At 33.5% G+C, this 25446-nt stretch carries 22 protein-coding genes; 13 read left to right on the forward strand and 9 right to left on the reverse strand.

Annotated elements, in window-relative coordinates; genetic code table 11:
* Positions 1-527: 527 nt before the first annotated feature.
* The gene (locus IRZ78_RS22695) at positions 528-1208 is read right to left on the reverse strand and encodes a DUF4294 domain-containing protein (RefSeq protein WP_194619240.1); all 681 of its coding nucleotides are present in this window, start codon (positions 1206-1208) and stop codon (positions 528-530) included.
* A gap of 81 nt (positions 1209-1289) precedes the next feature.
* Between IRZ78_RS22695 and IRZ78_RS22700 the strand changes: the two genes are divergently transcribed.
* The 8 genes from IRZ78_RS22700 to IRZ78_RS22735 all read left to right on the forward strand — a co-directional run bounded on the left by IRZ78_RS22700 (position 1290) and on the right by IRZ78_RS22735 (position 12084).
* Positions 1290-2384 carry a M42 family metallopeptidase gene (locus tag IRZ78_RS22700; protein ID WP_194619242.1) on the forward strand — a complete coding sequence of 365 codons (1095 nt, stop codon included), beginning with the start codon at positions 1290-1292 and terminating at the stop codon, positions 2382-2384.
* A 60-nt stretch (positions 2385-2444) separates the two neighbouring features.
* Positions 2445-3125: a response regulator transcription factor gene (locus IRZ78_RS22705; RefSeq protein WP_194619244.1), complete on the forward strand. Its 681-nt coding sequence runs from the start codon at positions 2445-2447 to the stop codon at positions 3123-3125.
* On the forward strand, positions 3122-4483 hold the full coding sequence (locus IRZ78_RS22710) for a HAMP domain-containing sensor histidine kinase (RefSeq protein WP_194619246.1): 1362 nt from the start codon (positions 3122-3124) through the stop codon (positions 4481-4483). Before IRZ78_RS22705 ends, IRZ78_RS22710 begins: the two co-directional genes overlap by 4 nt.
* 83 nt (positions 4484-4566) lie before the next feature.
* Positions 4567-5811, forward strand: coding sequence for a TolC family protein (locus IRZ78_RS22715; protein WP_194619248.1), 1245 nt, complete (start codon positions 4567-4569; stop codon positions 5809-5811).
* An 11-nt stretch (positions 5812-5822) separates the two neighbouring features.
* Positions 5823-6908, forward strand: a complete 1086-nt coding sequence (locus IRZ78_RS22720) for an efflux RND transporter periplasmic adaptor subunit (protein ID WP_194619250.1) — start codon at positions 5823-5825, stop codon at positions 6906-6908.
* A 4-nt stretch (positions 6909-6912) separates the two neighbouring features.
* On the forward strand, positions 6913-8178 hold the full coding sequence (locus IRZ78_RS22725) for a carbohydrate porin (protein WP_228520578.1): 1266 nt from the start codon (positions 6913-6915) through the stop codon (positions 8176-8178).
* A 59-nt stretch (positions 8179-8237) separates the two neighbouring features.
* A complete protein-coding gene (locus IRZ78_RS22730) occupies positions 8238-11336 on the forward strand; it encodes a CusA/CzcA family heavy metal efflux RND transporter (protein WP_194619252.1) in 3099 nt (1032 codons plus the stop codon).
* A 145-nt stretch (positions 11337-11481) separates the two neighbouring features.
* Positions 11482-12084, forward strand: coding sequence for a DUF2238 domain-containing protein (locus tag IRZ78_RS22735; protein WP_194619254.1), 603 nt, complete (start codon positions 11482-11484; stop codon positions 12082-12084).
* Between the two features lie 173 nt (positions 12085-12257).
* On the opposite strand, the gene IRZ78_RS22740 is transcribed toward IRZ78_RS22735, so the two are convergent.
* On the reverse strand, positions 12258-12638 hold the full coding sequence (locus tag IRZ78_RS22740) for an ankyrin repeat domain-containing protein (RefSeq protein WP_194619256.1): 381 nt from the start codon (positions 12636-12638) through the stop codon (positions 12258-12260).
* Between the two features lie 367 nt (positions 12639-13005).
* On the opposite strand from IRZ78_RS22740, the gene IRZ78_RS22745 reads away from it, so the two are divergent.
* On the forward strand, positions 13006-13545 hold the full coding sequence (locus tag IRZ78_RS22745; protein ID WP_194619258.1) for an SRPBCC family protein: 540 nt from the start codon (positions 13006-13008) through the stop codon (positions 13543-13545).
* A gap of 58 nt (positions 13546-13603) precedes the next feature.
* Here the strand turns inward: IRZ78_RS22745 and IRZ78_RS22750 are convergent, their stop codons facing one another.
* From IRZ78_RS22750 to IRZ78_RS22780, 7 genes are all read right to left on the reverse strand, one after another.
* Complete coding sequence (locus IRZ78_RS22750; RefSeq protein ID WP_194619260.1) at positions 13604-13984, reverse strand: ankyrin repeat domain-containing protein; 381 nt, start codon at positions 13982-13984, stop codon at positions 13604-13606.
* A gap of 352 nt (positions 13985-14336) precedes the next feature.
* A complete protein-coding gene (locus IRZ78_RS22755; protein WP_194619262.1) occupies positions 14337-15293 on the reverse strand; it encodes a phosphoribosylaminoimidazolesuccinocarboxamide synthase in 957 nt (318 codons plus the stop codon).
* 211 nt (positions 15294-15504) lie between these two features.
* Complete coding sequence (locus IRZ78_RS22760) at positions 15505-17853, reverse strand: prolyl oligopeptidase family serine peptidase (RefSeq protein ID WP_194619264.1); 2349 nt, start codon at positions 17851-17853, stop codon at positions 15505-15507.
* Positions 17854-18064: 211 nt separating this feature from the next.
* Entirely contained in the window at positions 18065-18889 is an 825-nt protein-coding gene (locus IRZ78_RS22765; RefSeq protein WP_194619266.1) for a Cof-type HAD-IIB family hydrolase, read from the reverse strand.
* 139 nt (positions 18890-19028) lie between these two features.
* Positions 19029-19391 (reverse strand): DUF1801 domain-containing protein, encoded by a 363-nt coding sequence (locus tag IRZ78_RS22770; RefSeq protein WP_194619268.1) that lies wholly within the window; start codon positions 19389-19391, stop codon positions 19029-19031.
* Positions 19392-19403: 12 nt separating this feature from the next.
* Entirely contained in the window at positions 19404-20105 is a 702-nt protein-coding gene (locus IRZ78_RS22775; RefSeq protein ID WP_194619270.1) for a hypothetical protein, read from the reverse strand.
* A gap of 135 nt (positions 20106-20240) precedes the next feature.
* Positions 20241-21191 (reverse strand): PhoH family protein, encoded by a 951-nt coding sequence (locus IRZ78_RS22780; protein ID WP_078229967.1) that lies wholly within the window; start codon positions 21189-21191, stop codon positions 20241-20243.
* A 273-nt stretch (positions 21192-21464) separates the two neighbouring features.
* Here IRZ78_RS22780 and IRZ78_RS22785 point away from each other — a divergent pair, with 273 nt between their 5' ends.
* The 4 genes from IRZ78_RS22785 to gldG all read left to right on the forward strand — a co-directional run bounded on the left by IRZ78_RS22785 (position 21465) and on the right by gldG (position 25408).
* Positions 21465-22292 (forward strand): SAM-dependent chlorinase/fluorinase, encoded by an 828-nt coding sequence (locus IRZ78_RS22785; protein ID WP_194619272.1) that lies wholly within the window; start codon positions 21465-21467, stop codon positions 22290-22292.
* 234 nt (positions 22293-22526) lie between these two features.
* Positions 22527-22823: an antibiotic biosynthesis monooxygenase family protein gene (locus IRZ78_RS22790; protein ID WP_194619274.1), complete on the forward strand. Its 297-nt coding sequence runs from the start codon at positions 22527-22529 to the stop codon at positions 22821-22823.
* Positions 22824-22997: 174 nt separating this feature from the next.
* Complete coding sequence (gene gldF, locus IRZ78_RS22795; RefSeq protein ID WP_194619277.1) at positions 22998-23723, forward strand: gliding motility-associated ABC transporter permease subunit GldF; 726 nt, start codon at positions 22998-23000, stop codon at positions 23721-23723.
* Positions 23723-25408 carry a gliding motility-associated ABC transporter substrate-binding protein GldG gene (gene gldG / locus IRZ78_RS22800; RefSeq protein WP_194619279.1) on the forward strand — a complete coding sequence of 562 codons (1686 nt, stop codon included), beginning with the start codon at positions 23723-23725 and terminating at the stop codon, positions 25406-25408. Before gldF ends, gldG begins: the two co-directional genes overlap by 1 nt.
* The last annotated feature ends 38 nt before the right edge of the window (positions 25409-25446 follow it).

Below are 25446 nucleotides of genomic sequence, written 5' to 3' on the forward strand. Positions count from 1 at the left end.
GCTTTGGAGTTTTGCCTGTTTTGGGTGGTTGGGGTGGTTGGGGTGGTTGAACCACGAAGACGCTAAGACGCGAAGGTTTGTTTTTTCTTGGTTTTTCTGGTTTGCCGTGAGTCTTATATAAGACACAAAGCTGGATTTTGACTTGCTTTATTAATCTCGCAAAGACGCAAAGGCGCTAAGCTTTGATTTTGGGAGCTGGTTTTCTTCTGAAGCCAGTCTCTTTATTGCACTGAATTTCTTTTGGAAGCTGCTCCCCTAGCCCCGATAGTAGTAGAAATCTCTTTGTGCCGGGGTTCAGCACAAAAGATTGGAATGGATAGCGGGATTAGGTTCCTTATTCAAATTACAAAATTTTTAAAATTCCAAATTCTAAACTGAATTCATAGTAAACCCTTGAGGTTTTAAAAACCTGTCACGTTTTGTGGACTGAGAACTACTCTTATATATAGCTAGCAAAAATAAACCCGACAGCTTTTGGAAAACTGTCGGGTTAGGTGATTGAAATCTTACCTTATATATTAGGAAGGTTATTTTTTATTTAGTGTTTTTGCTTTTGCTTCCCAATGATTCATTAGATCATCGTAGTTTACGGGATTGGCTGATTTTTGATTTACTAAACGGCCGGATTCAAATGCTCTGAGGAGAATGGTTTCTATTAAATAATCTTCATTGACTTCATAGGGTTTGTATTCGGTTTTTAGGCTAATGTCGAATAAATTGGCTGTTGTATTGGATACAAAGGCTTTGAAACCACTTTTTAGGGTTTTGATTAATTCGTATGTAGTAATGCCGGTTTGTCTGTGAACAAGCTTAACCAGAATTTGACCTTGTTTACGGGAAAGCTTTTTAAGCCTTGCTTCGAATTCATTATTAAGGTAGTCTTCTACTATTTTAAAGTACTTTTTCTTTTCACGATTGGTTTTCAAACGTGCCATTCCACTATTAAGGGCTGTTAACCTATCTGCAGCTAGTTTTGCGTAGGGATATACTTTATATACCCTGTTTTGAAGGATAAGAAATTGCTTTTGCGCTTCGGGATCGAGTTTTTCTTTCGAAATAATAATCTCGGGCAATTGGATTGTATCGTTTAAAATGGAGTCTTGCTCAGTTAAGATGTAACCCATTTGTTGGTTTTCTTTGGGTGTAACCTGAGCTTGACTTGTTAACGAAATCAATATAAAGAATAAAATGCAGTAGGTGAATCTCATTGAATCATAATTTAAGTGTAAAATTATATATTTATACACAACTCTAATACCAAATTTATAAATTAGCAAAAAAATATTTTTATGAGCACAGAATCTATCTTAAAAGATACCTCGATTGCTTTCCTGGAAAGCTACCTAAATAACGCCTCGCCTACCGGATATGAAAGCGAAGGGCAAAAACTTTGGATGAATTATTTAAAACCTTATGTAGACACTTTTATTACGGATACTTACGGAACTGCTGTGGGGGTTATTAATCCTGATGCGCCTTTTAAGGTGGTTATTGAAGGACATGCAGATGAAATTTCATGGTATGTGAACTACATTACTGATGATGGATTATTATATGTTATTAGAAATGGTGGATCTGATCACCAGATTGCTCCATCGAAAAGGGTTCACATTCATACTAAAAAAGGTATTGTAAAGGGTGTTTTTGGCTGGCCGGCGATTCATACGCGTTTGCGTGATAAGGAAGAGGCTCCGAAAATTAGTAATATTTTTATTGATTTAGGTTGTGAGACCAAAGAGCAGGTTCTGGAAATGGGCGTGCATGTAGGCTGCGTGATTACTTATCCTGATGAATTTATGATTTTGAACGAAAACAAATTTGTTTGTCGTGCTATTGATAACAGAATGGGTGGTTTTATGATTGCCGAAGTGGCTCGTTTATTAAAGGAAAACAACAAAACACTTCCATTTGGATTATATATTGTGAATTCTGTTCAGGAGGAAATTGGTTTGCGTGGTGCTGAAATGATCGCTCAGACTATTAAACCTAATGTTGCTATTGTAACTGATGTTTGCCACGACACAACTACACCTATGATTGATAAAAAGGTTGAAGGTGATCTTAAAATGGGTAAAGGTCCCGTTATTGCTTATGCTCCTGCGGTTCAAAACAAACTTCGTGATTTGATTGTGGATACTGCCGAAGAGAATAAAATCCCGTTTCAACGTCATGCAACTTCTCGCGCTACAGGAACTGATACTGATGCTTTTGCTTATAGTAATGGCGGTGTGGCATCGGCATTGATTTCTTTGCCTTTGCGCTATATGCATACAACTGTAGAAATGGTTCATAGAGAAGATGTAGAAAATGTGATTCAGTTGATTTATGAATCGTTACTGAAAATTGAAAACAATGAAACTTTTTCTTATTTTAATAACAACTGATTGAAAAACGCAAATTCGGTTATTTTTTTTAATAGTCGAATTTGCAAATATAATAGTTGCATGAAGATATTATTACTCGAAGACGATTTTACTTTATCTAAAGAAATCTCAGCGTTCTTTACCACAAAAGGATTCGAGTGTTTCCCTTATTATGATGGTAGTTTATTATTAAAAAAATATTTTCCTTACAATTATGATTTAATTGTTCTTGATATCAATGTTCCCGGTACAAACGGAATTGAGGTTTGCAAAGGGATTCGTGAAGTTGATAAAAAAACACCAATCATTATGCTAACTGCTTTTAGTGATATCGAGGATAAATTATCTTCTTTTGATAATGGTGCCGACGATTATTTGGTGAAGCCTTTTCATTTTGAAGAATTGTATGCCCGCATTTCATCGCTTTTGAGACGAAAAGAGATTCCGCAGCAAAGTGAAAACAAGATTATCATAAACGATTTAGAAATTCTGGAAGATGATATGAAAATTTTTCGCTCAGGCGAAGAGATCAAACTGACTCCAAAGGAATTTAAACTAATTTTGATTTTGGCTCATGCCAAAGGAAAAGTGCTATCTAAACAGTTTATAGCCGAAAAACTTTGGGATTATCATATCGAAACGAATCAGAATACGATTGAGGTATATATTAATTTTTTGAGAAAAAAAATAGATAAGGACCATGAAATAAAACTTATCCGGACCAAGGTGGGTTACGGATATTATTTGAGCGATCAGGAATGACATTAAAAAATCGAATATCACTTTTAGTAAGTTTATTATTTACAATCCTTTTTGGGTTAGCTTCTACTTTGATATTTGTTTTATATTCTAATTTCCGGAAAGACGAATTTAGAGATCGCCTTGAAATTAAAGCGCTCTCAAATATCAAACTTCTTGTAAATGTAAAAGAAATCGACAATCAGCTTTTGAAGATGATTGATCAAAACTCGATCAATAAACTATACGATGAGAAAACACTGGTTTTTGATTCTAACTACAAACTTATCTATAGTAGTATTGATGATGCAAAAATTAAATGGTCGATCGATGATTTAAAATATTTAAAAAAGCACAAAACCTTTTTTAAAAAACAAGGAAACTATGAGGTTTATGGTGTTTTTTACGATACCAAAGACAGGGATTTTTATGCTTTAATATCGGCCACAGATAATTTTGGTCAACGTAGGTTGCTGTTTCTAAGATATACGCTCATAGTTTCTTATATCCTCTTTACATGTATTTGCTGGATAATTACCTCGATTACGGTTAAAAAAATAATGAGTCCGCTAAATACTTTTCATCAGAAAATAAAGAATATAAACGAGAATAATCTTGATACTCGTGTAGAATCTAAAAGCAATAAAGATGAAATTGATTTGATTGCGAACGAATTCAATTTTATGATGGACAGGATCGAAATCTCTTACCAAAGACAGAAAGAATTTACCGCACATGCTTCTCATGAACTTAGAACTCCCCTATCCAGAATTACATCGCAAATAGAAAATGTAATCGCTGACACTAATACAAGCATTGAGAGAAAGAGTTTCTTAAGAAATATTTTGTCTGACGTAAATCAATTAACTGAATTAATTAATTCATTATTGATTTTATCTAAAATAGACAATAAAAAACATGAAAATAATGAAGTTCATCGTATGGATGAAATATTATTTTCTGCTATAGAGAATTTAAATAAAAGCTATCCTGAGTTTTTAATTTTGTTCGAAATAGAAGAAAGCGACAATATGGATACTGCTTTAGAAATACAAGGCAATAAAAACTTATTGGAAATTGCTATAAGTAACGTGCTTAAAAATGCTTGTGTTTACTCTGATAACAAACAAGCAAAAGTTATTATTAGTACTCAGGATGATACCTTAATCATTTCTATTTCTAACACCGGAGACACGCTAAACGAAAATGAACAAAAAATCCTTTTTCAGCCTTTTATGCGTGGCGAAAATTCAAAGGGAACTTCAGGATTTGGCCTTGGTTTGCGTATTGTGCAACGCATCTTAACATTGCACAAGGCAACCATAACTTACATAATTACAGACATTAACACGAATTTATTTCAGTTATTTTTTCATTTTTAAATTATTTTAAGGTATTTTTAAGGTAGATTTTAAGGAGTCTTAAAGTCTGGTGATAGCATATTTGTATAGTTAAAAATAATACAATGAGAAAACTCTGTGCATTCCTACTTGTACTTTTTGGTCCGGTAGTTTTGGCTCAAAAAACAGTCACCCTTCAAGACTGTGAAAGCCAATTTCTTAAAAACAATCTTTTTTTGTTGGCATCGCAATATAATATCGATGCATCAAAAGCACTAACAATTCAGTCCCGAATTTGGGACAATCCCACACTTACAGCAGAACTGAATGCTTACAATCCTGAAAGGAATCAATATTTTGATATTGGTAAACAAGGTCAAAAAGCATTTGGTATTGAGCAACTAATTTATTTAGGCGGAAAAAAACGTAACGAAATAAAACTGGCTCAAACCAATGAAAAATTAGCAGAGCTACAGTTTAATGATTTATTAAGGACGTTAAAACTGCAATTAAGAAAGAGTTTTTTTACGGTGTATTACAACAAAAAAAGTCTCGAAACTACTGACAATCAGCTTGCTCATATCGAAGATTTGATCAACTCTTATTCTGTTCAGGTACAAAAGGGAAATATTCCTTTAAGAGATCTTGTTCGTTTACAATCGCTTTATTTGAATTTTAAAAATGAGCGCATGGAAGTTGTCAATGAAAATATAGAAGAACAAGCCAACTTAAAACTATTATTGAATTCAGCTGAAAACATTGTTCCTGATATCTCTAAAGAGGAATTTAATAAATACCTCGTAACAATTCCGTTTGACCTTAAAACGTTTCAGGATGAAGCAATTGCCAATCGTCCGGATTATTTAGCCAAGCAAAAGGATATTGAATCAAACGAAATCAATGTAAAATGGCAAAAATCTCTTTCGATTCCGGATCTTACTCTTGGGGCCAATTATGATCAACGAAGTGGAGCTTTTAATAAAGAAGCTAACTTGACTCTTGGAATTCCGTTACCTCTTTGGAATAAAAACAGAGGAAATATTAAATATGCACAAACGATTTTAGAACAATCAAAAATTGAGAAGCAAAATTTTGACTTGCAATTACAAACTGAAATTACATCAGCATGGAACAAATGGGATGAATCCCGTAAAAACTATATTGTGATAAAACCTACTGTTAATTCAGACTTTGAAGCTGTGTACAACGGAATCCTGACCAACTTTCAGAAACGAAATATCAGTTTATTAGAATTTACTGATTTTATGGAAAGCTACAATCAGGCTTCTATTCTGGTAAATGAATTAAAGAAAAAAGTAGTGCTTTCGGGCGAAGAATTAAATAGTACCATCAACAAAGACTTATTCTAAAACTAAACAAAATGAAATATAAACTAATTATAGGAATTGCTCTTGTGAGTTTATCAATCGCAAGCTGCAAAAAGGAAGTAGAAAATCCTGATACCAATACCTCTTTTGCTTTAAGCGATTCGATGCTAAAGACTACCACTACAGCCGAAGCGCAAACACAGCCTGTAAAAAACGTTTTGAGCTTTTACGGAAAAATCACAGCTGATAATAATAAAATGATCGACGTTTACCCGCTTGTTGGTGGAAATGTAATCAAAGTAAATGTAGAACTTGGAGATTATGTACGTAAAGGGCAAGTACTGGCTACGATAAAAAGTACCGATATTGCTGATTTTGAAAAACAATCTATCGATGCTAAAAACGATCTATTGGTGGCTAAAAACCAATTAAAAGTGGCTCAGGAATTATTCGACGGAAAATTAAATTCTGAGAGCGATGTTCTTCAGGCAAAATCTGAAGTAAATAAGGCCCAATCGCAATTAAGTAAAGTTCAGGAAACATATAAAATCTACAACATCAAGGCGGGTTCTATTTATGAAGTAACGGCCCCGATTAGTGGTTTTATTATTCAAAAAAGCATCAATCAGGATATGCTTTTACGAAACGATCGTTCTGAAAACATTTTTGATATTGCTGAGATCAGTGAAGTTTGGGCTTTAGCCAATATCAATGAAATTGACATTAATAAAGTAAAATTGGGTATTGATGCTGATGTTACCACATTAAGTTACCCTGATAAAGTTTTTAAAGGAAAAGTAGATAAAATCTTCAACGTTATTGATCCGGAAACTAAAGCAATGCAGGCACGTATAAAATTACAGAATCCTGGCTATATGCTAAAACCGGATATGAATGCCAATATCAAACTATCTTACAGCGAAGGAGAGTCTATGATAGCCGTACCTAGTAAGGCCATTGTTTTTGATAAAAGTAAAAACTTTGTTATGATTTTTAAAGATCGTAATAACATCGAAACAAGACAAGTAGATGTTTACAGAGTCGTTGGTGATATAACCTATATTTCTAAAGGTTTAAAAGAAAATGAAAAAGTAATTACCAATAATCAGTTATTTATTTACCGCGCTTTAAACGAATAATTACATGGGAAAATCTGCAAGCATATTGAGTTTTGCAACGTTGTTTATTTCAGTGCTGTCATTTTCACAAGAAACAGATTCGATACGAAAATATAGTCTAAAATTTCAAATGACGTCTATCTATCAGTATCACCCAGGTTTTCATGGTGATTATTCCGGAACAAATAGTATGAATCCCAAAGAAGAAAGCGCTTTGTCATTAACATCAACTTTGTATTTCGATCTTCCGCTCTGGAAAGGGGCGACTGCAACTTCTAATCCTGAAATGTCAGGCGGTCAGGGTTTGTCTCAAGCCAGAGGATTAGGTGGATTTCCTAACGGAGAAACCTTTAGAATTGGAGATACCAAGCCTGTTGTGTATGTAGCAAGAATGCTATTGGAACAAAAATTTCAGTTCCGAAATAACAAATCATTGCAATTGGTTTTTGGAAAATTCGGATTATCTGATTATTTCGATAATAATAATTATTCGCACGATCCAAGACTACAGTTTTTGAATTGGTCTTTGATGACCCACGGAGCCTGGGATTATGCTGCAAACACCCGCGGATATACCGATGGATTATACGCAAATTATCAATTTGACACCTGGCAGGTAAGAGCTGCGTTATCGGCTTTACCAACGTATGCAAATGGTCCAAATGTTGAATTTAGTTTTAATGACTCTAATGCGATAAACATAGAAATTGAGAAGAAAATAGTTTTTGCAAATAATGACACCAGCATTATTAAGTTACTAGGATTTCGAAATGTAGCAGGAATGGGAAACTACGATGAAGCCAATTCAAATTTTGTAACCACTCCTGATATCAAAAGTACCAGACAAGAAGGCAGAACAAAATACGGTATTGGTTTGAATATGGATTATACACATGGTGATAATTGGGGACTTTTTGCAAGAATGAGTTACAATGACGGTAAAAATGAAACCTGGGCCTTTACAGAAATTGACCGGTCTGCACAATTAGGTATTAATCTAAAAGGAAAAATGTGGAACCGTAAAGATGATTTTGCCGGTATTGCAGTTGTTGCCAATGGATTATCAAATCCGCATGAAGAATATCAAAAATTGGGCGGAAATGGTTTTATGATTGGTGACGGCACTTTAAATTATGGAATAGAACAAATCGTAGAAGTTTTCTATTCGTTTTTGGTTCCAAAAACCCATATCACACTTTCTCCGGATTACCAATTTGCAATGAATCCCGCTTATAACAAAGACAGAGGTCCTGTTCAGTTTTTTGCATTACGCTTCCATACAGAGTTCTAAGCTTAAAATGAAAATATAATTTAAAAAATAAAAATTCATCATTAAAAATACTTTTTAAAATGAACAAATTCATAAGAAATATTATTGCTTTTTCGCTTAAGAATAAAGCGTTTACCTTTTTCTGGGTAGGATTATTGGCAGTAGCCGGGTTTATTTCTTTCAAAAATATGCCTATTGACGCATTTCCGGATGTAACGAATACTCAAATCATCATCATTACGCAATGGAACGGAAAAAGTGCCGAAGAAGTAGAACGTTTTGTAACCTCGCCTATCGAGATCTCGATGAACTCGGTTCAAAAAAAGACAAGCGTTCGTAGTATTACGATGTTTGGTTTATCGGTTATCAAAATTATTTTTGATGATGGTGTCGATGATACTTTTGCCCGTTTGCAGGTCAATAATTTATTAAAAAATGTCTCGCTTCCCGATGATGTCGAACCAGATGTTCAGCCGCCTTACGGGCCTACGGGTGAGATTTTCAGATATATTGTAAAAAGTGACAGCAGGGATAGTAGGGAGTTATTAACTTACCAAAACTGGGTGATCGACAAACAGCTTCGTTCTGTTCCCGGTGTTGCAGATTTGAATGTTTTTGGAGGGCAAACCAAAACGTATGAAGTTGGTGTTGACCCGATAAAATTGGCAAAATACAATATTACACCTCTTCAGGTTTATAATGCTGTAAACGGAGGAAACTTAAATGTTGGTGGAGATATCATAGAAAAAAACGGTCAGGCCTTTGTTGTTCGCGGGGTTGGGCTTTTAAAATCGATTCAGGATATAGAAAACATTATTGTTGATGATGCAAACGGAAATCCTATTTTAGTAAAAAACCTGGCTTCGGTTTATGAAAGCGCCATGCCGAGAGTTGGACAAACCGGATTAGGTAAGAATGATGATGTTGTCGAGGGTATCATCGTGATGCGAAAAGGCGAAAATCCTCAGGAAACCCTGGCATTAATTAAAGCAAAAATAAAGGACCTGAACGATAATGTTCTTCCAAAAGACATCAAATTAGTGACTTTTTACGATCGTGATAATTTAATGAATTTCACGACCGAAACTGTAATGCACAACTTATTCGAAGGTATTATTCTGGTTACTTGTGTTGTATTTCTTTTCATGGCCGACTGGAGGACTACCTTTACGGTTTCGATTGTGATTCCGCTCTCTTTATTATTCGCCTTTTTGTGCCTTAAAATGATGGGAATGAGCGCTAACTTACTGAGTTTAGGTGCGGTCGATTTCGGGATTATTATTGATGGTGCCGTGGTAATGGTCGAAGGATTATTTGTCGTCTTAGATCATAGGGCGCATCAATTAGGAATGACAGCATATAATAAAATTGCCAAAGGAAGTTTAATTAAGAAAACCGGAGCCGAAATGGGGAAAGCCATCTTCTTTTCTAAATTGATTATTATTACCGCTTTATTACCCATATTCTCATTCCAGAAAGTCGAAGGAAAAATGTTCTCTCCCCTGGCCTATACATTAGGTTTTGCTTTAATGGGTGCATTACTTTTTACCCTGACTTTAGTTCCTGTTTTATCTCATATCCTTTTAAATAAAAATGTAAAAGAAAAAAACAATCCGTTTGTTAATTTCTGGGATCGAATTGTAGGCAAAAGTTTTGCCTGGACTTTTAAACATAAAGTACAAACCCTTATTGGTTCCATCTCACTTTTGGTCGTGGTTTTCTTTTCGGCGACGTTTTTAGGAACAGAGTTTTTGCCACAATTAAACGAAGGTGCTTTATGGGTTACAGCAGAATTACCTATGAGTACTTCATTGCCTGAAAGTGTAAAAACGGCTGCAATAATTAGAAAAGATCTGGAAAGTTTTCCTGAAGTAAAAAATGTTTTATCACAAACCGGACGAAGTAATGACGGAACGGATCCTAATGGATTTGGTTTTATACAACTTCAGGTTGATTTAAAACCAAAATCAGAATGGAAGCGAAAAATTAGTATGGATGATTTAATCAATGAAATGGATGAAAAACTACGTGTTCATCAGGGAATCACCTATAATTATTCGCAACCCGTAATTGATAACGTAGCCGAATCTGTGGCAGGTTTTAAAGCCTCAAATGCTGTTAAGATTTATGGAGATGATCTGGATAAATTAGATGAATTGTCAAATGAAGTTTTAGCTCAGATAAAAAATATTCCGGGTATAAAAGATGCCGGAATTCTAAGAAATGTTGGTCAGCCTGAAATAAGTGTTGTGCTTGACAGAGATAAAATGGCGGCTTACGGAGTAACATTAAGTGATGCACAGGCTGTTTTAGAATTAGCTTTTGGAGGAAAAACAGCAACGGAGAAATATGAAGACGATAAAAAGTTTGATGTCAGAGTTCGTTTTTCTAAAGAATATCGTAAAGATGAAACTGATATTGCAGAACTTAAAGTTCCAACCATTAGCGGAATTAAAATTCCATTAAAAGAAATTTCAGATTTAAAAACCATAACAGGTCCCGCTTTTATTTACAGAGATAACACCAAACGTTTTATCGGGGTAAAATTCTCTGTTCGTGATCGTGATTTAGGAAGTACCATTGCAGAAGCGCAGGCAAAAGTAGCTAAAATGAAACTTCCAACCGGTTATACTGTAGGATGGACAGGAGAATTTGAAAACCAGGTTCGTGCCAGTGCGCGTTTGGCTCAGGTGGTTCCTATCAGTTTAATTGGGATATTTGTTCTCTTGTTTATTTTATTCGGAAATATCAAGGATTCGTTGCTTGTTTTGGCTAATGTTCCTTTTGCGATTATTGGGGGAATTATTGCTTTGCATCTTACCCGAATGAATTTCGGAATCTCTGCAGGAGTTGGTTTTATTGCCCTGCTCGGAATTTGTATTCAAAATGGAGTTATTCTGATATCCGAATTTCATCATAATCTAAAAGCCAAGTTCACACTCGAAGAATCGATATTCAGAGGTGTAAAAGCCAGAACAAGAGCAGTGGTAATGACCGCGCTTATGGCCTCTATAGGTTTAATGCCTGCAGCAATTTCAACCGGAATTGGTTCTGAGTCTCAAAAACCACTAGCAATTGTTATTATCGGAGGACTAATTACGGCCACCGTTTTAACCCTTTTGGTTTTCCCGATTATATTTTGGGTGTTCAACCGCAAAAAACATATTCCCATCGAATAAAGAAATTGAAGATAGATTAATTAGTTAAATTAATTTGATTAGGTTTGAAAGAAAAAAAGCATCATTATTTTTAATGGTGCTTTTTTTAATTTTAACAAGTTTTAGTTTATATCTTGCACCAAAAATTTTAATATAAGCCCATTTTATGAAATACATCTATTTTTTGATTACCATTTTCTTTCTCTCTTTACTCGCCTCGATCATAAATCCAAAAGAAGGATTTACTTGCTTTCTTGAAGTAATTCCAGCAATTATTGGCTTTGTGATTTTAGCTTTTACTTTTAAAAAATTCAGATTCACCAATTTTACCTATACCCTAATTTTAATTCACTGTATTATTCTGTTTATTGGAGGGCATTATACGTATGCCGAAGTTCCGTTTTTTGATTACATTAAAGAAGTTTTTCATCAAAGCAGAAATAATTATGATAAAGTAGGTCATTTTGCTCAGGGCTTGGTTCCGGCAATGATTATAAGAGAACTATTTATTCGTAAAAAAGTAATTGCCAATCAAAGTTTCTTCAACTTTATTATAGTTTCCATTTGTCTGGCTATAAGCGCAGCGTACGAATTTATTGAATGGTTTGTATCGATAGCAACTGGAGATGGCGGCGATGCATTTTTAGGAACTCAGGGTTATGTCTGGGATACGCAATCTGATATGTTATTTGCAACGATTGGGGCAATTACAGGATTGATTCTGTTTTCGAAAATACAAGATAAGCAAATTCAAAAAATAGACTTTTAAGAGTATTCTGTTTTTTAGGAGCTATTTCCGCTTTCCTTCCAAATCTTTTTTCCGCCGCGGCGGAAAAAAGGATTTTCTCTTGCATCGGGGCTAAAAATAATCCAATAAAAAAAACGACCTACTGCTCAATGAAGGTCGTTTTTATATACTAACTCAAAACTCGATTTAAACTTTTATTTTAAATCTTTTAAAATGGCAATAGCTTCTGTTGCATTTGATAATTCTGCATATTTCAGAGCTGTAAACCCTTTTTCATTTCTAACAGATGCTTTTGCTCCGTTGGCTAATAAAACTTTTAGAATCTCTACTTTGTTATAGCGTGCAGCTATCATCAAAGGGGACAGATTTTCTGAAATTTCATTTACGTCAGCTCCGTATTCTATTAATTTTTTAACAAATTCAAGATCTCCTTTACCTACTGCCACATTTAGTGGAGTTGAGAAACTGTGTACGATTTCCATTTGTGGTTGTACAAATGATGTTTGATTTGATGCCATTGAAACATTTGCAAATGCAACTAGAGCTACTCCTAAATAAATGATTGAATTTTTCATAATGATTGATTGTTAATTATTGATTGATTAATGATGATTTTTAAATTCTATGTAAATGTAATGCTAATTACCGTATTATGCATAACAAAGTACTATGTTTTAACTAATTCTTAACGTTTGGATAACAAATGTCGTTTAAGCTTAAAGTTTACGTTATCTCTTTCTAGCTTCTGTATAATAGACGCAGATAAATCAAAAACGTTACAGTGAAATTAAAATTTAAACAAAAAATCATCAAAAAAATAGAAATTTCACAAATTCAAAACTTTACTTTTTTAACTTTACTGTAATTAAACACCTTTAAAACAAGTATATTACCCTTATATCCATAACAAAAAACATGTACTAACCCTAAAAACCACAAATTATGGGAATCATCAAAAAAATTCTGGTAATCCTGATTCTGATTATAGCGATTGTATTAATTGCGGCTTATATTATGCCTAAAAATTATACTATAGAAAGAGAAATCACCATTGATAAACCTGCTGACAGTGTTTTTAATTATGTAAGATCTCTAAAGAATCAAAACGAATTTAGTGTTTGGGCTAATACTGATCCGAAAATGAAAGTAACTTACAGTGGAACTGATGGAGCTGTTGGTTCTAAATCTGCCTGGGAAAGTGAAGTAAAAGAAGTTGGTGTTGGCGAGCAGGAAATTACAAACATAACCGAAGGAAAACGTATTGATTTTGCTTTACGTTTCAAAAAACCAATGGAAGATACCGCGGTTGGGTTTATGTCTACAGAAACTGTTGCAGGAAATCAGACCAAAGTAAAATGGGGAATTAATGGCGTTATCCCCTACCCAATGAATATCATGCTGCCTATGATGAGAATGGATCAGATGATTGGTAACGATTTACAAAAAGGTCTTGAAAATCTAAAGGATAAAGTAGAGAAATAATTTATACCTCTAATAAATAAAAAAGCATCAGTTATAACTGATGCTTTTTTATTTAGTCTTATTTTGCATTTTTCAAAATAGCGATAGATTCGGTTGCTTTTGCGTACTCTGCGAAATTTATTGCTCTTAAACCTTTTTCATTCTCAATTCGGGGATTAGCTCCGCTAGCCAATAAAACTTTAATAATTTCAAATTTATTAAAACGGGCTGCCAACATCAAAGGTGACATATCTCTGACCAACTTATTTACATTGGTTCCGTATTCAATTAATTTTTTAACCTTTTCAATATCTCCTTCACATACGGCGTAATGTAGAGACGATACTTCATCAGCGGGAGAAGAGATTGGATCTTTTACTAATAGCTTGGCATTCGATGCTTTTAACGCCTGTGTAGACATAGCAATGGCTATACCTAGAATAATTACTGATTTTTTCATGTTGATTGATGATTATATGATTGATGTAAAAATTAAATTAATGCTTAAATGTCATTCTTAATTTTTTTTGATTACTATAGTAGTCGTCTAAACAATCCAATACGTTACACTGAAAGGCAAAAAAAAATTATAAATAAAAAAAGTGCAACCCGGACAAACCCTTTATTGCACTTCTCTTTACTTCTCTACAGCCTTTATTCTAAAATGAACTTTTACTATAATCATCAAACGGTTTGTGTTGCTTTTTTTTGCCTTTTATCAATTTTGCACAAAAGAAAATGCCTTGCTATTACTATAACAAGGCATTTTTTTTTAATAAACTTATGGCTTAAATAAGTACTTAAACCAAAAATTATTCTTTATTTGCAAGGTATTCAATTACGTTTTTCTCAATACGCTGATCGATATTAGCAATATCTGCTTTAACGAATTTCTCTCCCAAAATATTTTCATATAACTCAATATATCTTTCAGAAACTGATTCTATGTAAGCATCTGTCATTTCCGGAATTTGTTGTCCGTCCTGACCCTGAAAACCATTTTCGATCAACCAACGACGAACGAATTCTTTAGATAACTGTTTTTGCTCTTCTCCTTTTTGTTGTCTTTCCTGATATCCATCTGCATAAAAATAACGAGAAGAATCCGGTGTATGAATTTCATCAATTAAAACAATAACACCTTCTTTTGTTTTTCCAAATTCGTATTTAGTATCTACTAAAATCAATCCGCGTTCTGCAGCAATTTCAGTACCTCTCTGAAACAAATCACGAGTAAATCTTTCTAATACGATATAATCTTCCTCTGTAACAATTCCTTTAGCCAGAATATCTTCACGAGAAATATCTTCATCATGAGAACCATTATCTGCTTTTGTAGTTGGGGTTATAATAGGTTCAGGAAATTTATCATTTTCTTTTAGATCCTCTGCCATTGTTACACCGCAAATTTGTCTTCTTCCTACAGCATACTCGCGGGCAGCATGTCCTGAAAGATAACCGCGAATTACCATTTCTACTTTAAAAGGTTCGCATAAATGCCCAACAGCAACGTTAGGATCCGGAGTCGCAATCAACCAATTTGGTACAATATCTTCTGTCAGTTCCATAAATCGCGTCGCAATCTGATTCAGGATTTGCCCTTTGTACGGAATACCTTTTGGCAAAACCACGTCAAAAGCCGAAAGTCTGTCTGTTGCTACCATTACCAAAAGTTGGTCGTTGATGTTGTAAACTTCTCTAACTTTTCCGCGGTAAACTGATTTCTGATCTGGAAAATTAAAATTTGTAGTTGTGATTGTATTGCTCATTATTCTTAGTTGTGTTGTTTTTTATGAATGCAAATTTAAAACTAATTAAAAGAGCAAGCAAGTTTTTAAGTATTCAGTTTACGGTCTTAGTTTGCAGTCGCAGTCTCAGTATACTTTCAAAATCTTTGCTTGAACTTTGACAAAGTTTTACTGGTGTATTCAAAATACTCTATCACTGTTTTACGTCGCGACTGAAAACCAAGACTGAAAACTATTGTTTCAAAAGTGTCGAATTAAATAAATTCAGGATTCTGCTATATTCGTCAATCCAGGAATAGGTTTCTTTAAAGCCGTGAGATTCAACTGGGAACGAAGCCAGGCTCCAGTTCTTTTTTTGTAATTCGATAAAACGTTGTGACAAACGTACAATGTCTTTATATTCAACATTATCATCTACCATTCCGTGTAACATTACCAGATTTCCTTTTAAATTATCTGCATAATAAATAGGAGAACTTTTTTTGTAAGCTTCAGGATCTGTTTCCGGAAAATTTAAAATATTTCCAGTATATCCGTGATTATAATGTGCCCAATCTGTAACAGAACGCAAAGCTGCACCCGAAGCAAATTCGCCAGGAGTCGTCAACATTCCCATTAGAGTAATAAATCCACCGTACGAGCCTCCGTAAATACCTACTCTATTGGCATCAATTCCGTATTTCTCTACTAAATTTTTTTTTCCGTCAAGATGGTCAGATAAATCTTTTCCTCCCATAAAACGGTAAATTCCGGTTCTAAAATCACGTCCGTAACCATCACTTCCTCTATAATCGATGTCCAAAACTGTGTAACCTAAATCAGTTAACATGTTATGAAACATATATTCTCTGTAATAGTTGCTCCAGTAATTGTGCGCATTTTGCAAATAACCTGCGCCGTGAACAAAAATTACAGCAGCTTTATTGGCGTTTTCGGCTTTTGGAGCATACAATCGCGCGTTTACAGGCGTTCCGTCTTGTGCTTTAAACGTAATCACTTCCGGTTCTCTCCATTTATAGTTTTTGAAACTTTCTGATACTGAAGATGATATTTGCTGTAAAGTCGTATTCTTTTTATTGTCGGCAATATAAAAATCCCATGGAATGTTTTTATACGAATAACGAACTAAAAGCGATTTTTCATCTGGAGAAACTACTACTTCGTGCGCTCCGTCTTTTGTTAAAATTGGTTCTAAAGCCCCACCTGTTGCTGCTAATTTATAGAAATTTCTATTTCCAGGATGCGTTGTATTGGTAGTTAAGTAAAATGCTTTTTTATCTTTAGATAATGTTACATCGCGAACTTCCCAATTCCCAGTTGTTAGTTGTGTTTTCTTGCCCGATTTTAAATTATATGTATACAAATGCGAATATCCCGTAGCTTCAGACTGGAAATAAATCGTTTCGTTATCTGCAAGAAAACCCAAAACTCCAGAGTCAAAAGAATAAGACGGAATTCCGGGACCAGCGATCCATGCATCATCATGTTGATGTTCGATTTCTTTAAATGTACCGTTTTCAAGGTTTAAACTTGCCAGCCATCTGTCTTTATTGTCCTGACTTCTAATCTCTACAATTGCCAAAGATCCGTCTTCGTTATACACAGGGGCCTGACTTGTAATTAGTTTATCTTCTTTGGCTTTGCTCTTTAAATTCTCATACGATTCGTAATACTTAGGAGTATCCTGAATATGGCTTAAAGTAGAAAAATTCACGAAGTAAACGGTATCTTTTGCTACAGAATAAATTCCGAATTTCGTTTTTACAAAATTAGCCGTTGATACTTTTTCTTTGGTATCAGGAGTTTGATTATAACCATCATCTGTTATAAAAACTTCCATTTTTTCTTTTTTTACGTCAGATTCTTCTACTAAACTAAAAGTGGCAAAATTTCCGTTTGGATTCGCTTTTAGATTGTAGAAATTATCTTTTCCATAAAAATATTCTTTTGCAAAATCAGATTTAACAGCTTTGGCTTTAGCTACATTCCATTGTTTTTTAGCTGCTGCATCTCTAGTAAACTGGAATAATTCTTTTTGTTGGGTCTTTAAGAAAGAATCTTTATCTGCTAGTTTTTCTTTTTTTACACCTTTGTTAAAGTTCGTGATTTGAAGAACTGTTCCTTCTTTAATATTGTATTTAAAGATATTATCATTTTGCTCAAAGAATAATATTGCATTGTCTTTTCCTAATTCAAGATTTGAAATTGGGTTACTTTGCTGAATAATTTTCTTAACCGCTTTTGTGCTAATGGTATACGAATATAGACCTCCTTTATCTGTATAATAAACAACATCAGAATTTGGTTTTCTTTTAAAATCCTGTTTCGAAAAAGCAGCCTCTTTTGGTTGAGCCAAAACTGGTTTTGCTGCTCCTTTTTGCCATGAATAAGTACTTGCACCTAAATCATCTGTGGGATTCCATTCAAAATACACTTTTTTACCATCCAGAGACCAGCGTCCATTTGTGGGTTGATTTCCAATAAAAGACTCTCCTTTCATTATTTCTTCTAATTTCAATGTTTGGCTTCTGCCCGAAATAGAAAAAATTAAAAAGGCAAGGATAAAAATGTTTTTTGTCATGGTATTCGTTTTTTTGATAAACAAAAATACACTTTGAAAATTATTAAAAAAATGTTTTCATCATTTCCTTGCGAAATTCTTTACACAATATTCATTTAACAAAAAAAATCCTTGAAGATTATTCTTCAAGGATCCTAATTTTATCAAAAGTTTAAAAATCTGATTTTTCAAGATTACATTTTATATTGTTGCTACTTGTTTTTCATTAGCTTTAAGCTAATTCTTTATTCAAAATTTTTGTAGCAATATAATGTGCTACGCCATCTTCTGCATTGGTTTGAATCACTTCTAACTTTGGTAAAGTTTCTTTTAATAAAGCCGGCGCATTTCCCATAATTAAACCTTTTCCTGATGCTGATAACATTTGAACATCATTGAAACCATCACCAAAAGAAACCGCCTGATCGAGAGTAAATCCTTGTTTTTCAAGAACTCTTTCAATCGCAACTGCTTTATCTATAGATTTATCCATAAATTCCAGACAGGTTGGTAAACTAAACGCATGATGTAAATGTTCTGAAGAATGGGCTAAAATATCATCTTTTAGTTTTACTAATTTTTCATGATTATCACATGAAAAGAAAATTTTAATCGCTCCAAAATCTTGCAGATTTTTATAATCAACCAATTCCGGATGGTATTTTAAATCGGCCTGGAAAGCATTTAATTTCTCGCTCCATTTATTGGTTTGCCAAACATTTTCTTTGAATAAAACTACTGTGATTTCAGGATCGATTTCGACATTTAATGCTGCTTTTACAACATCACTATCTAAATTGAAAGCAAAAAGTTTTTCTTTTTCAGGTGAATGTATTCTCGCTCCGTTTGAGCTTACCAAATAAACCGGAACTTCAAGAGTTTCGATAATTGCCATGGCATCAAGATGATGACGTCCTGTAGCTACTACAATAAGATAATTTTGATTGTGAAGTTCCTGAAAAATTGATTTGGTGTAATCTGATATTCTATGCTGTAGGTTGAGTAAAGTTCCGTCTAGGTCACTTACTACAACTTTTATATTTTTTAATTTTGTCATATTAAAGATCAAATATTTATGATGTGCAAATTTACGGCTTTACCGCAAGAAGAGCAAAGATAAATGGGCTTTAAAGCTTAAATTGTAGTAAGTTTATTATTTATTTAACTATTTCGTCAAATACTGAATTTTAAATAATTTAAACTTTAATTATGCCTGTTTTATATAAATTCAGTGCTTTTTGCAGAATGGTTTCTATCTTTTCTAAAGGTAAATCCTCATCAGGATTGAGCAACATGATTTTCATTCTCGAACGGTTTTCCTGAATCAAAAATGGTTCGTCAAAATGTTTTCCTTCTACTATGGCTAAATAAGGCTGATTGAATTTCTTGTGAATCCATAAATAGCAAAACATTTTTCCTTTATAACAAAAAAACGGCATTCCGTATTTTAAGACATTACTAATGTTTGAATCTTGTTTTAAGATAATTTCTTTCAAGGCAAGAAATATCTCTTTTACAGGTTTTTCTTGTTTTAAATAGAAATCATCTAGCTGTTTCATTTCTTTTGAATTTTAAAACCCGTAGCTGTTTTTCCATTCGGAAACCTTTTTTGGATGCTCGTCATTATTTGGATAATTTGCTTTCACAAACTCAAATTGTTCATTCGTTAATAAAACTATTCTTCCATCATTTCCCGAAGTAATCGGATAGAATTGTTCTTTACTCTGTTGTAATTTAAGTTCACTATTTAACATTTCAATAAAGTTTATATATGAAATTCCCCAATCATTTTCACTAAAATCATTATCGAATGCTACATATTCTTTTCCATTCAACCTAATTGTATGTTTCCAATGTTTTTCAGTTTGATTATTATATTCCTCAGAAAAAACAAGTTTCAAATTGAGTTTATCAAATGAAAGTTTTACTGTTTCTAAATATTGAATCAATCCTCCTCCTTCAAATAAAGTTTCAGAGTCAATAAAGTAAAACCTATTATCAGTAAAAATTAAATCTTCTTTCATTAAACCTTCAAAAAAGCTCAGTTCATTATACGAAATTTCAAATTCAGCTTTTGTTATTTTTAAATCTGATTTATCTGTTAATTTAAAAAAATCAAGTTTAGATAATTCTGCCACAATTTCTTTACCTGATAATTTTGATTTATTATTTGATAAGCTCCCTTTGTAGTTGTCCTTATTTTGAGCGTTTAATCTAAAAGCAAAAAATAATAAGCCTATTACAAGAATAGTTACCGATTCGATCTTATCCATTCGAAGAATTTCTTAATTTATAAAGTTATTTCAAAAAAATATTCGTTTTACACATTTCTAATAAAGATATGCATAAAACGAATATTAATAAATGTCAAAACACATTTCACGATTTACATTTGACATTTTATAAAGTTAATCGTGATTTTCTATTTGTTTATAAGCATCAATTACCTTTTTCACTAATCTGTGGCGTACGATATCTTTATCATCAAGATAAATAATTCCAATTCCGTCAACGTCTTTCAAGACCAGGATTGCTTCTTTAAGACCAGAAATAGTTCTGCGTGGCAAATCGACCTGTCCGGGATCACCCGTAATCATGAATTTGGCATTTTTTCCCATACGGGTCAAAAACATTTTCATTTGCGAGTGTGTTGTATTCTGCGCTTCATCGAGAATTACAAAGGCATTATCAAGCGTACGTCCACGCATAAATGCTAATGGCGCAATTTGAATAATTCCTTTTAAAATGTAGTCTTCGAGCTTTTCGTTGGGTAACATATCGCGCAAAGCATCATAAAGAGGCTGCATGTACGGATCTAATTTTTCTTTCATATCGCCGGGTAAAAAACCAAGATTTTCTCCTGCTTCTACTGCTGGTCGTGTTAATATGATCCTTTTTACTTCTTTTTCTTTAAGCGCTTTAACCGCCATTGCAACACCAGTATAGGTTTTTCCGGTTCCGGCAGGACCTACAGCAAATACCATATCATTTTTTTTGATGGTATCTACCAGTAACTGCTGGTTGGGTGTCATGGCTTTTATTATTTTACCGCCAACTCCATGAACTAATATTTTGTCATGATCTAATGATTTTCTTTCATCCTGACCATCACTCATTATTACGCGTTCAATTACATTATCGTCAATGTTGTTGTATCGGGTAAAATGAAGCATAAGCCTCTGAAATCTTTTTTCGAATTCATCTAAAACTTCTTTTTCGCCAAATGCTTTCAAAGTGGTACCTCTCGCTACGATTTTAAGTTTTGGGTAATACTTTTTAATTATTTCAAGATGAGTGTCTTGAGCGCCCCAAAAGTCTTTTGGAGCGATGTCTATGAGCTCGATAATTCTTTCGTTCAAATGAGTTAATTTTAAATTAAAAATAAATCAGTTTTATAATCAGTGGTTGTCGGGTGTTTTGTTTTAAAAAGTCGCAGTTTTTAATCGCAGTCACAGTTTTAAAATCATTTTTGTTAAAATACTGAAAACTGAAACTGAAAACTAAGTCTACTATATATTTTATCGCAATTTGTCTTTTCTTTCTTTCAATTTGAATTTAGTATTCTTAGATTTGCATTTCTCAAATTTAATGAAAATTAGATTTAAATACTACCAATAGTTATAAACAAAATTATGTCAATAATTACCCTTACTACCGATTACGGCTTAAAGGATCACTTTGTTGGTTCACTTAAGGGTAAAATTTTATCTGAGTATACAGAAGCTACAATTATTGATATTTCGCATGACGTTGATCCATTTAACACTGCAGAAGCAAGTTACATTATTGGGGCTTCTTATTTGAGTTTTCCAAAAGGTACCGTGCACTTAATTGGGGTAGATATTGAGCGCAATAAAGAGAATCAGCATATTGCCATGCAATGGAATGATCACTACTTTATATGTGCCGACAATGGCATTTTAAGCATGCTAACGCAGAAAATTGTTCCGCAAAAAATTGTTGCCATCAACATACACGATCGTTTTCCGACAGAATCAAGTGATTTGGACATCTTTATACAAGTGGCCTGCCATATCGCAAAAGGTGGATTATTGAACGTAATTGGCAAAGAAATTCAAGCCGTTAAAGAGGTTACAGAATTACAGGCTGTTGTGGCTGCAGATGGAAATACACTAAAAGGATACGTAATTTATATTGATCATTTAGGAAACGTTGTGACCAACATATCTAAAAAACAGTTTTTAGAAGTTTCGCGCGGTCGTCCGTATGAAATCGTAATGAAACCCAGAAGCATCAAAACTATTTTGCCTAATTACTCCGCCATTGCAACTTCAGATAAGTATCCAATTAAAACTTACGAGGGAGAAAAACTGGCTATTTTTAACCAAGCAGGATTTCTTGAAATTGCCATTTTTAGAAGTAATCCTTCAAAAGTTGGTTCTGCAAATAGTTTATTGGGACTGAATTACCGAGATGTGATTACGATTAAATTCAATTAAATTTTCAGATTGCTGATTTTAGATTGAAATGATGCGCAGATTTAATGGATTTGGGCCGATTCCCTTGTGTGATCTTTCCTCTGTCGAGATGACAATATTGCGGTAAAACTTTACTTTTATAATATTTTAAATTTTCACAAAAAGAACAATCTATTTTGGTATTTTTGCGCACCTGAAATAATTTTAGACTCCAAAAAAATCTAAAATCTAAATTCAGAAATCTAAAATTGCAATATGTTTGTTCGAATAGTAAAAATGAGTTTTCACGAAGAAAAAATTCCTGATTTTCTGGAGAATTTTGAAAGTGTGAAAGACAAAATACGAAATGCAGAAGGAAATCGTTTTTTAGAATTGTATCAGGACAAAAATGATAAATGCATCTTTTTCACTTACAGTTATTGGGAAACCGAAGAAGATTTGGAAAATTACAGACAATCTGAACTTTTTAATACGGTTTGGAGTTTTACAAAGCAGTTGTTTAATGCAAAACCGGAAGCGTGGAGTGTGGATAAGCTCGTTAGCTTAAATTAGTTTATTTTGTTTCAGGTTTCAGGTTGTAAGTTGTATGCTGAAGCTGAAAATTGGAATAATTTAACCGCAAAGAACGCAAAGATTATATTTAATAGGGTTTGATAAACACAAAGTTCGCAAAGTAAAGCAACTTGAAACCTGAAACAAGAAAAACTTGAAACAAAAATAAGTTACATGAAATCAATCATTTTACGAGAAATAAAATCCTTTTTTGGCTCTCCTATTGGCTATTTGGTCATTGCGATTTTCTTAATCAGCAACGGGCTATTTTTATGGGTATTTGAAGGAGATTATAATATACTGAATACCGGTTATGCAGATTTGACTCCATTTTTTACCTTAGCGCCCTGGATTTTGATTTTCCTGATTCCGGCCGTTACCATGAGAAGTTTCTCTGATGAAAAAAAGCAAGGAACATTAGAATTGTTATTGACCAAACCTTTATCGATTTGGGAAATTGTAAACGGAAAATTCTTTGGTTCCCTCCTATTAATTATTTTAGCGATTATCCCAACATTTGTCTATGTAAAAGCAATTTCGAATTTAGGTTTTCCGGAAGGCAATATCGATATGGGAAGTACCATTGGTTCTTATTTTGGCTTATTGTTTCTTATAGCAGCTTACTCGGCAATTGGTATTTTTACTTCTACCCTATCTGAAAATCAGATTGTGGCTTTTATCATTGCTGTTTTTCTGTGTTTTATCTTTTATTTCGGTTTTGAAGGTTTAGCCTCATTAATTCCGGGATCGTCTACTATTATTTCAGCATTGGGTATGCAGGACCATTTTAAAAGTATGAGCCGAGGCGTAATTGATACTCGCGATGTGATTTACTTTTTGAGTATCACAGTATTATTTCTGTCTTTTACCGTTTATCAATTAAAATCTTTTAAAGCGTAATGAAAGCATCTACTCAACAAAATATCAAAACGTTAGGTATAACTGTTTTTGTTTTAATTGTTTTAAATGTATTGGGAAGTTTATTTTTCAACCGTTTTGATTTAACCAAAGACAAACGCTATACTTTATCCGAAACCTCTTTGCAGATCGTAAAACAGGTTAAAAATCCATTATCAATCAAGATTTACATGCAAGGTGATTTGCCGGCAGATTTTAAACGCCTGCAACAGGAAACCAGACAATTACTGGAAGAATTTCAGGCTTATAACAGCAATATTGTTTTTGAGTTTGTGAATCCGTTAGAAAACGGAGAAGAAAACATGGATGTTATAAAATCTTTGTATCAAAAAGGACTTACTCCTATAAACATTACTGTTGACGATAAAGGAAAACAATCTCAGGCAATGGTTTTTCCCTGGGCAATTGCGGTTTACAACAATAAAGAAGTCAACATTCCATTATTAAAAAATATAATGGGTGCTTCGACAACACAAAAAGTTATCGGATCTATCCAGCATTTAGAATATTCTATTGCTGATGCCATCAATAAAATCAGCAAAGACAGACAAAAGAAAGTTGCAATTATAAAAGGAAACGGAGAGTTAAACGAAGTGCATATTGCTAAAATGCTAATGCAAATTCGCGAAAGCTATTACATCGGGCCTTTTACTTTAGATTCTGTAGCTAAAAATCCAACCGGAACTTTAGACGCATTAAAAAAATACGATTTAGCTATTATTTCAAAACCAACACAAACTTTTTCTGATGAAGAAAAACAAGTTCTGGATCAGTTTATCATGAACGGTGGAAAAACCTTATGGTTAATCGATCAGGTTGCGGCTGATATGGATAGTTTGTACAATCAATCAGGATCGACTTTAGCATATCCAAGAGATTTAAACCTGAATGATATGTTCTTTAAATACGGATTCAGAATAAATCCTGATCTTGTAAAAGATGAACGAGGAACCAAGTTAAAATTAGCGACTGGCGAACAGGGAAGTGCTACACAATACCAGGAATTTATCTGGAAATTTGCCCCTGTTGTATTACCAACCAGCAATAATCCGATTGTAAAAAATCTAGGCGAAATTAAATTTGATTTTGCCAGTCCGATTGATACTTTGAAAAACGGAATTAAAAAAACGGTTTTATTACAATCGTCTCAATATTCGAAAGCAATTGGAACTCCAACAGAAATAAGTTTAGGGAGTGTAACCGAAAAAACTTCGCCTCAGGATTACATCAACACAGGAAACAAACCGCTTTCTGTTTTATTAGAAGGTTCTTTCCGTTCGGCTTTCGAGAATCGTGTTTTGCCTTTTAAGGAAAATTCATTTTTAGCAAAAGGAAAACCAAACAAAATGATTGTGATTGCCGATGGTGATTTGGCCAGAAATCAATTAGACAAAAACATGATGCCGGTAGAATTAGGTTACGATCAGCGTACAGGTAATTTATACGACAACAAAGATTTTATGATGAATTGTATTAATTATTTGCTAGATGACACGGGACTTATTAACATTAGAAGCAAAGATGTAAGCTTGCCTTTATTAGACAGAGAGAAAGTTTACAAGAATTACAGCCTGACGCAATTCATAACTATCGGACTTCCAATTCTAATATTATTAGTTTTTGGATTAGTATTTACTTACATCCGTAAAAGAAAATACAGCAAATAGATGTTAATAAAAAAATTGCGAAACTAAGATTGTTTACG

It is taken from the genome of Flavobacterium sp. CSZ (genome assembly GCF_015350725.1).
Lineage (GTDB): Bacteria > Bacteroidota > Bacteroidia > Flavobacteriales > Flavobacteriaceae > Flavobacterium.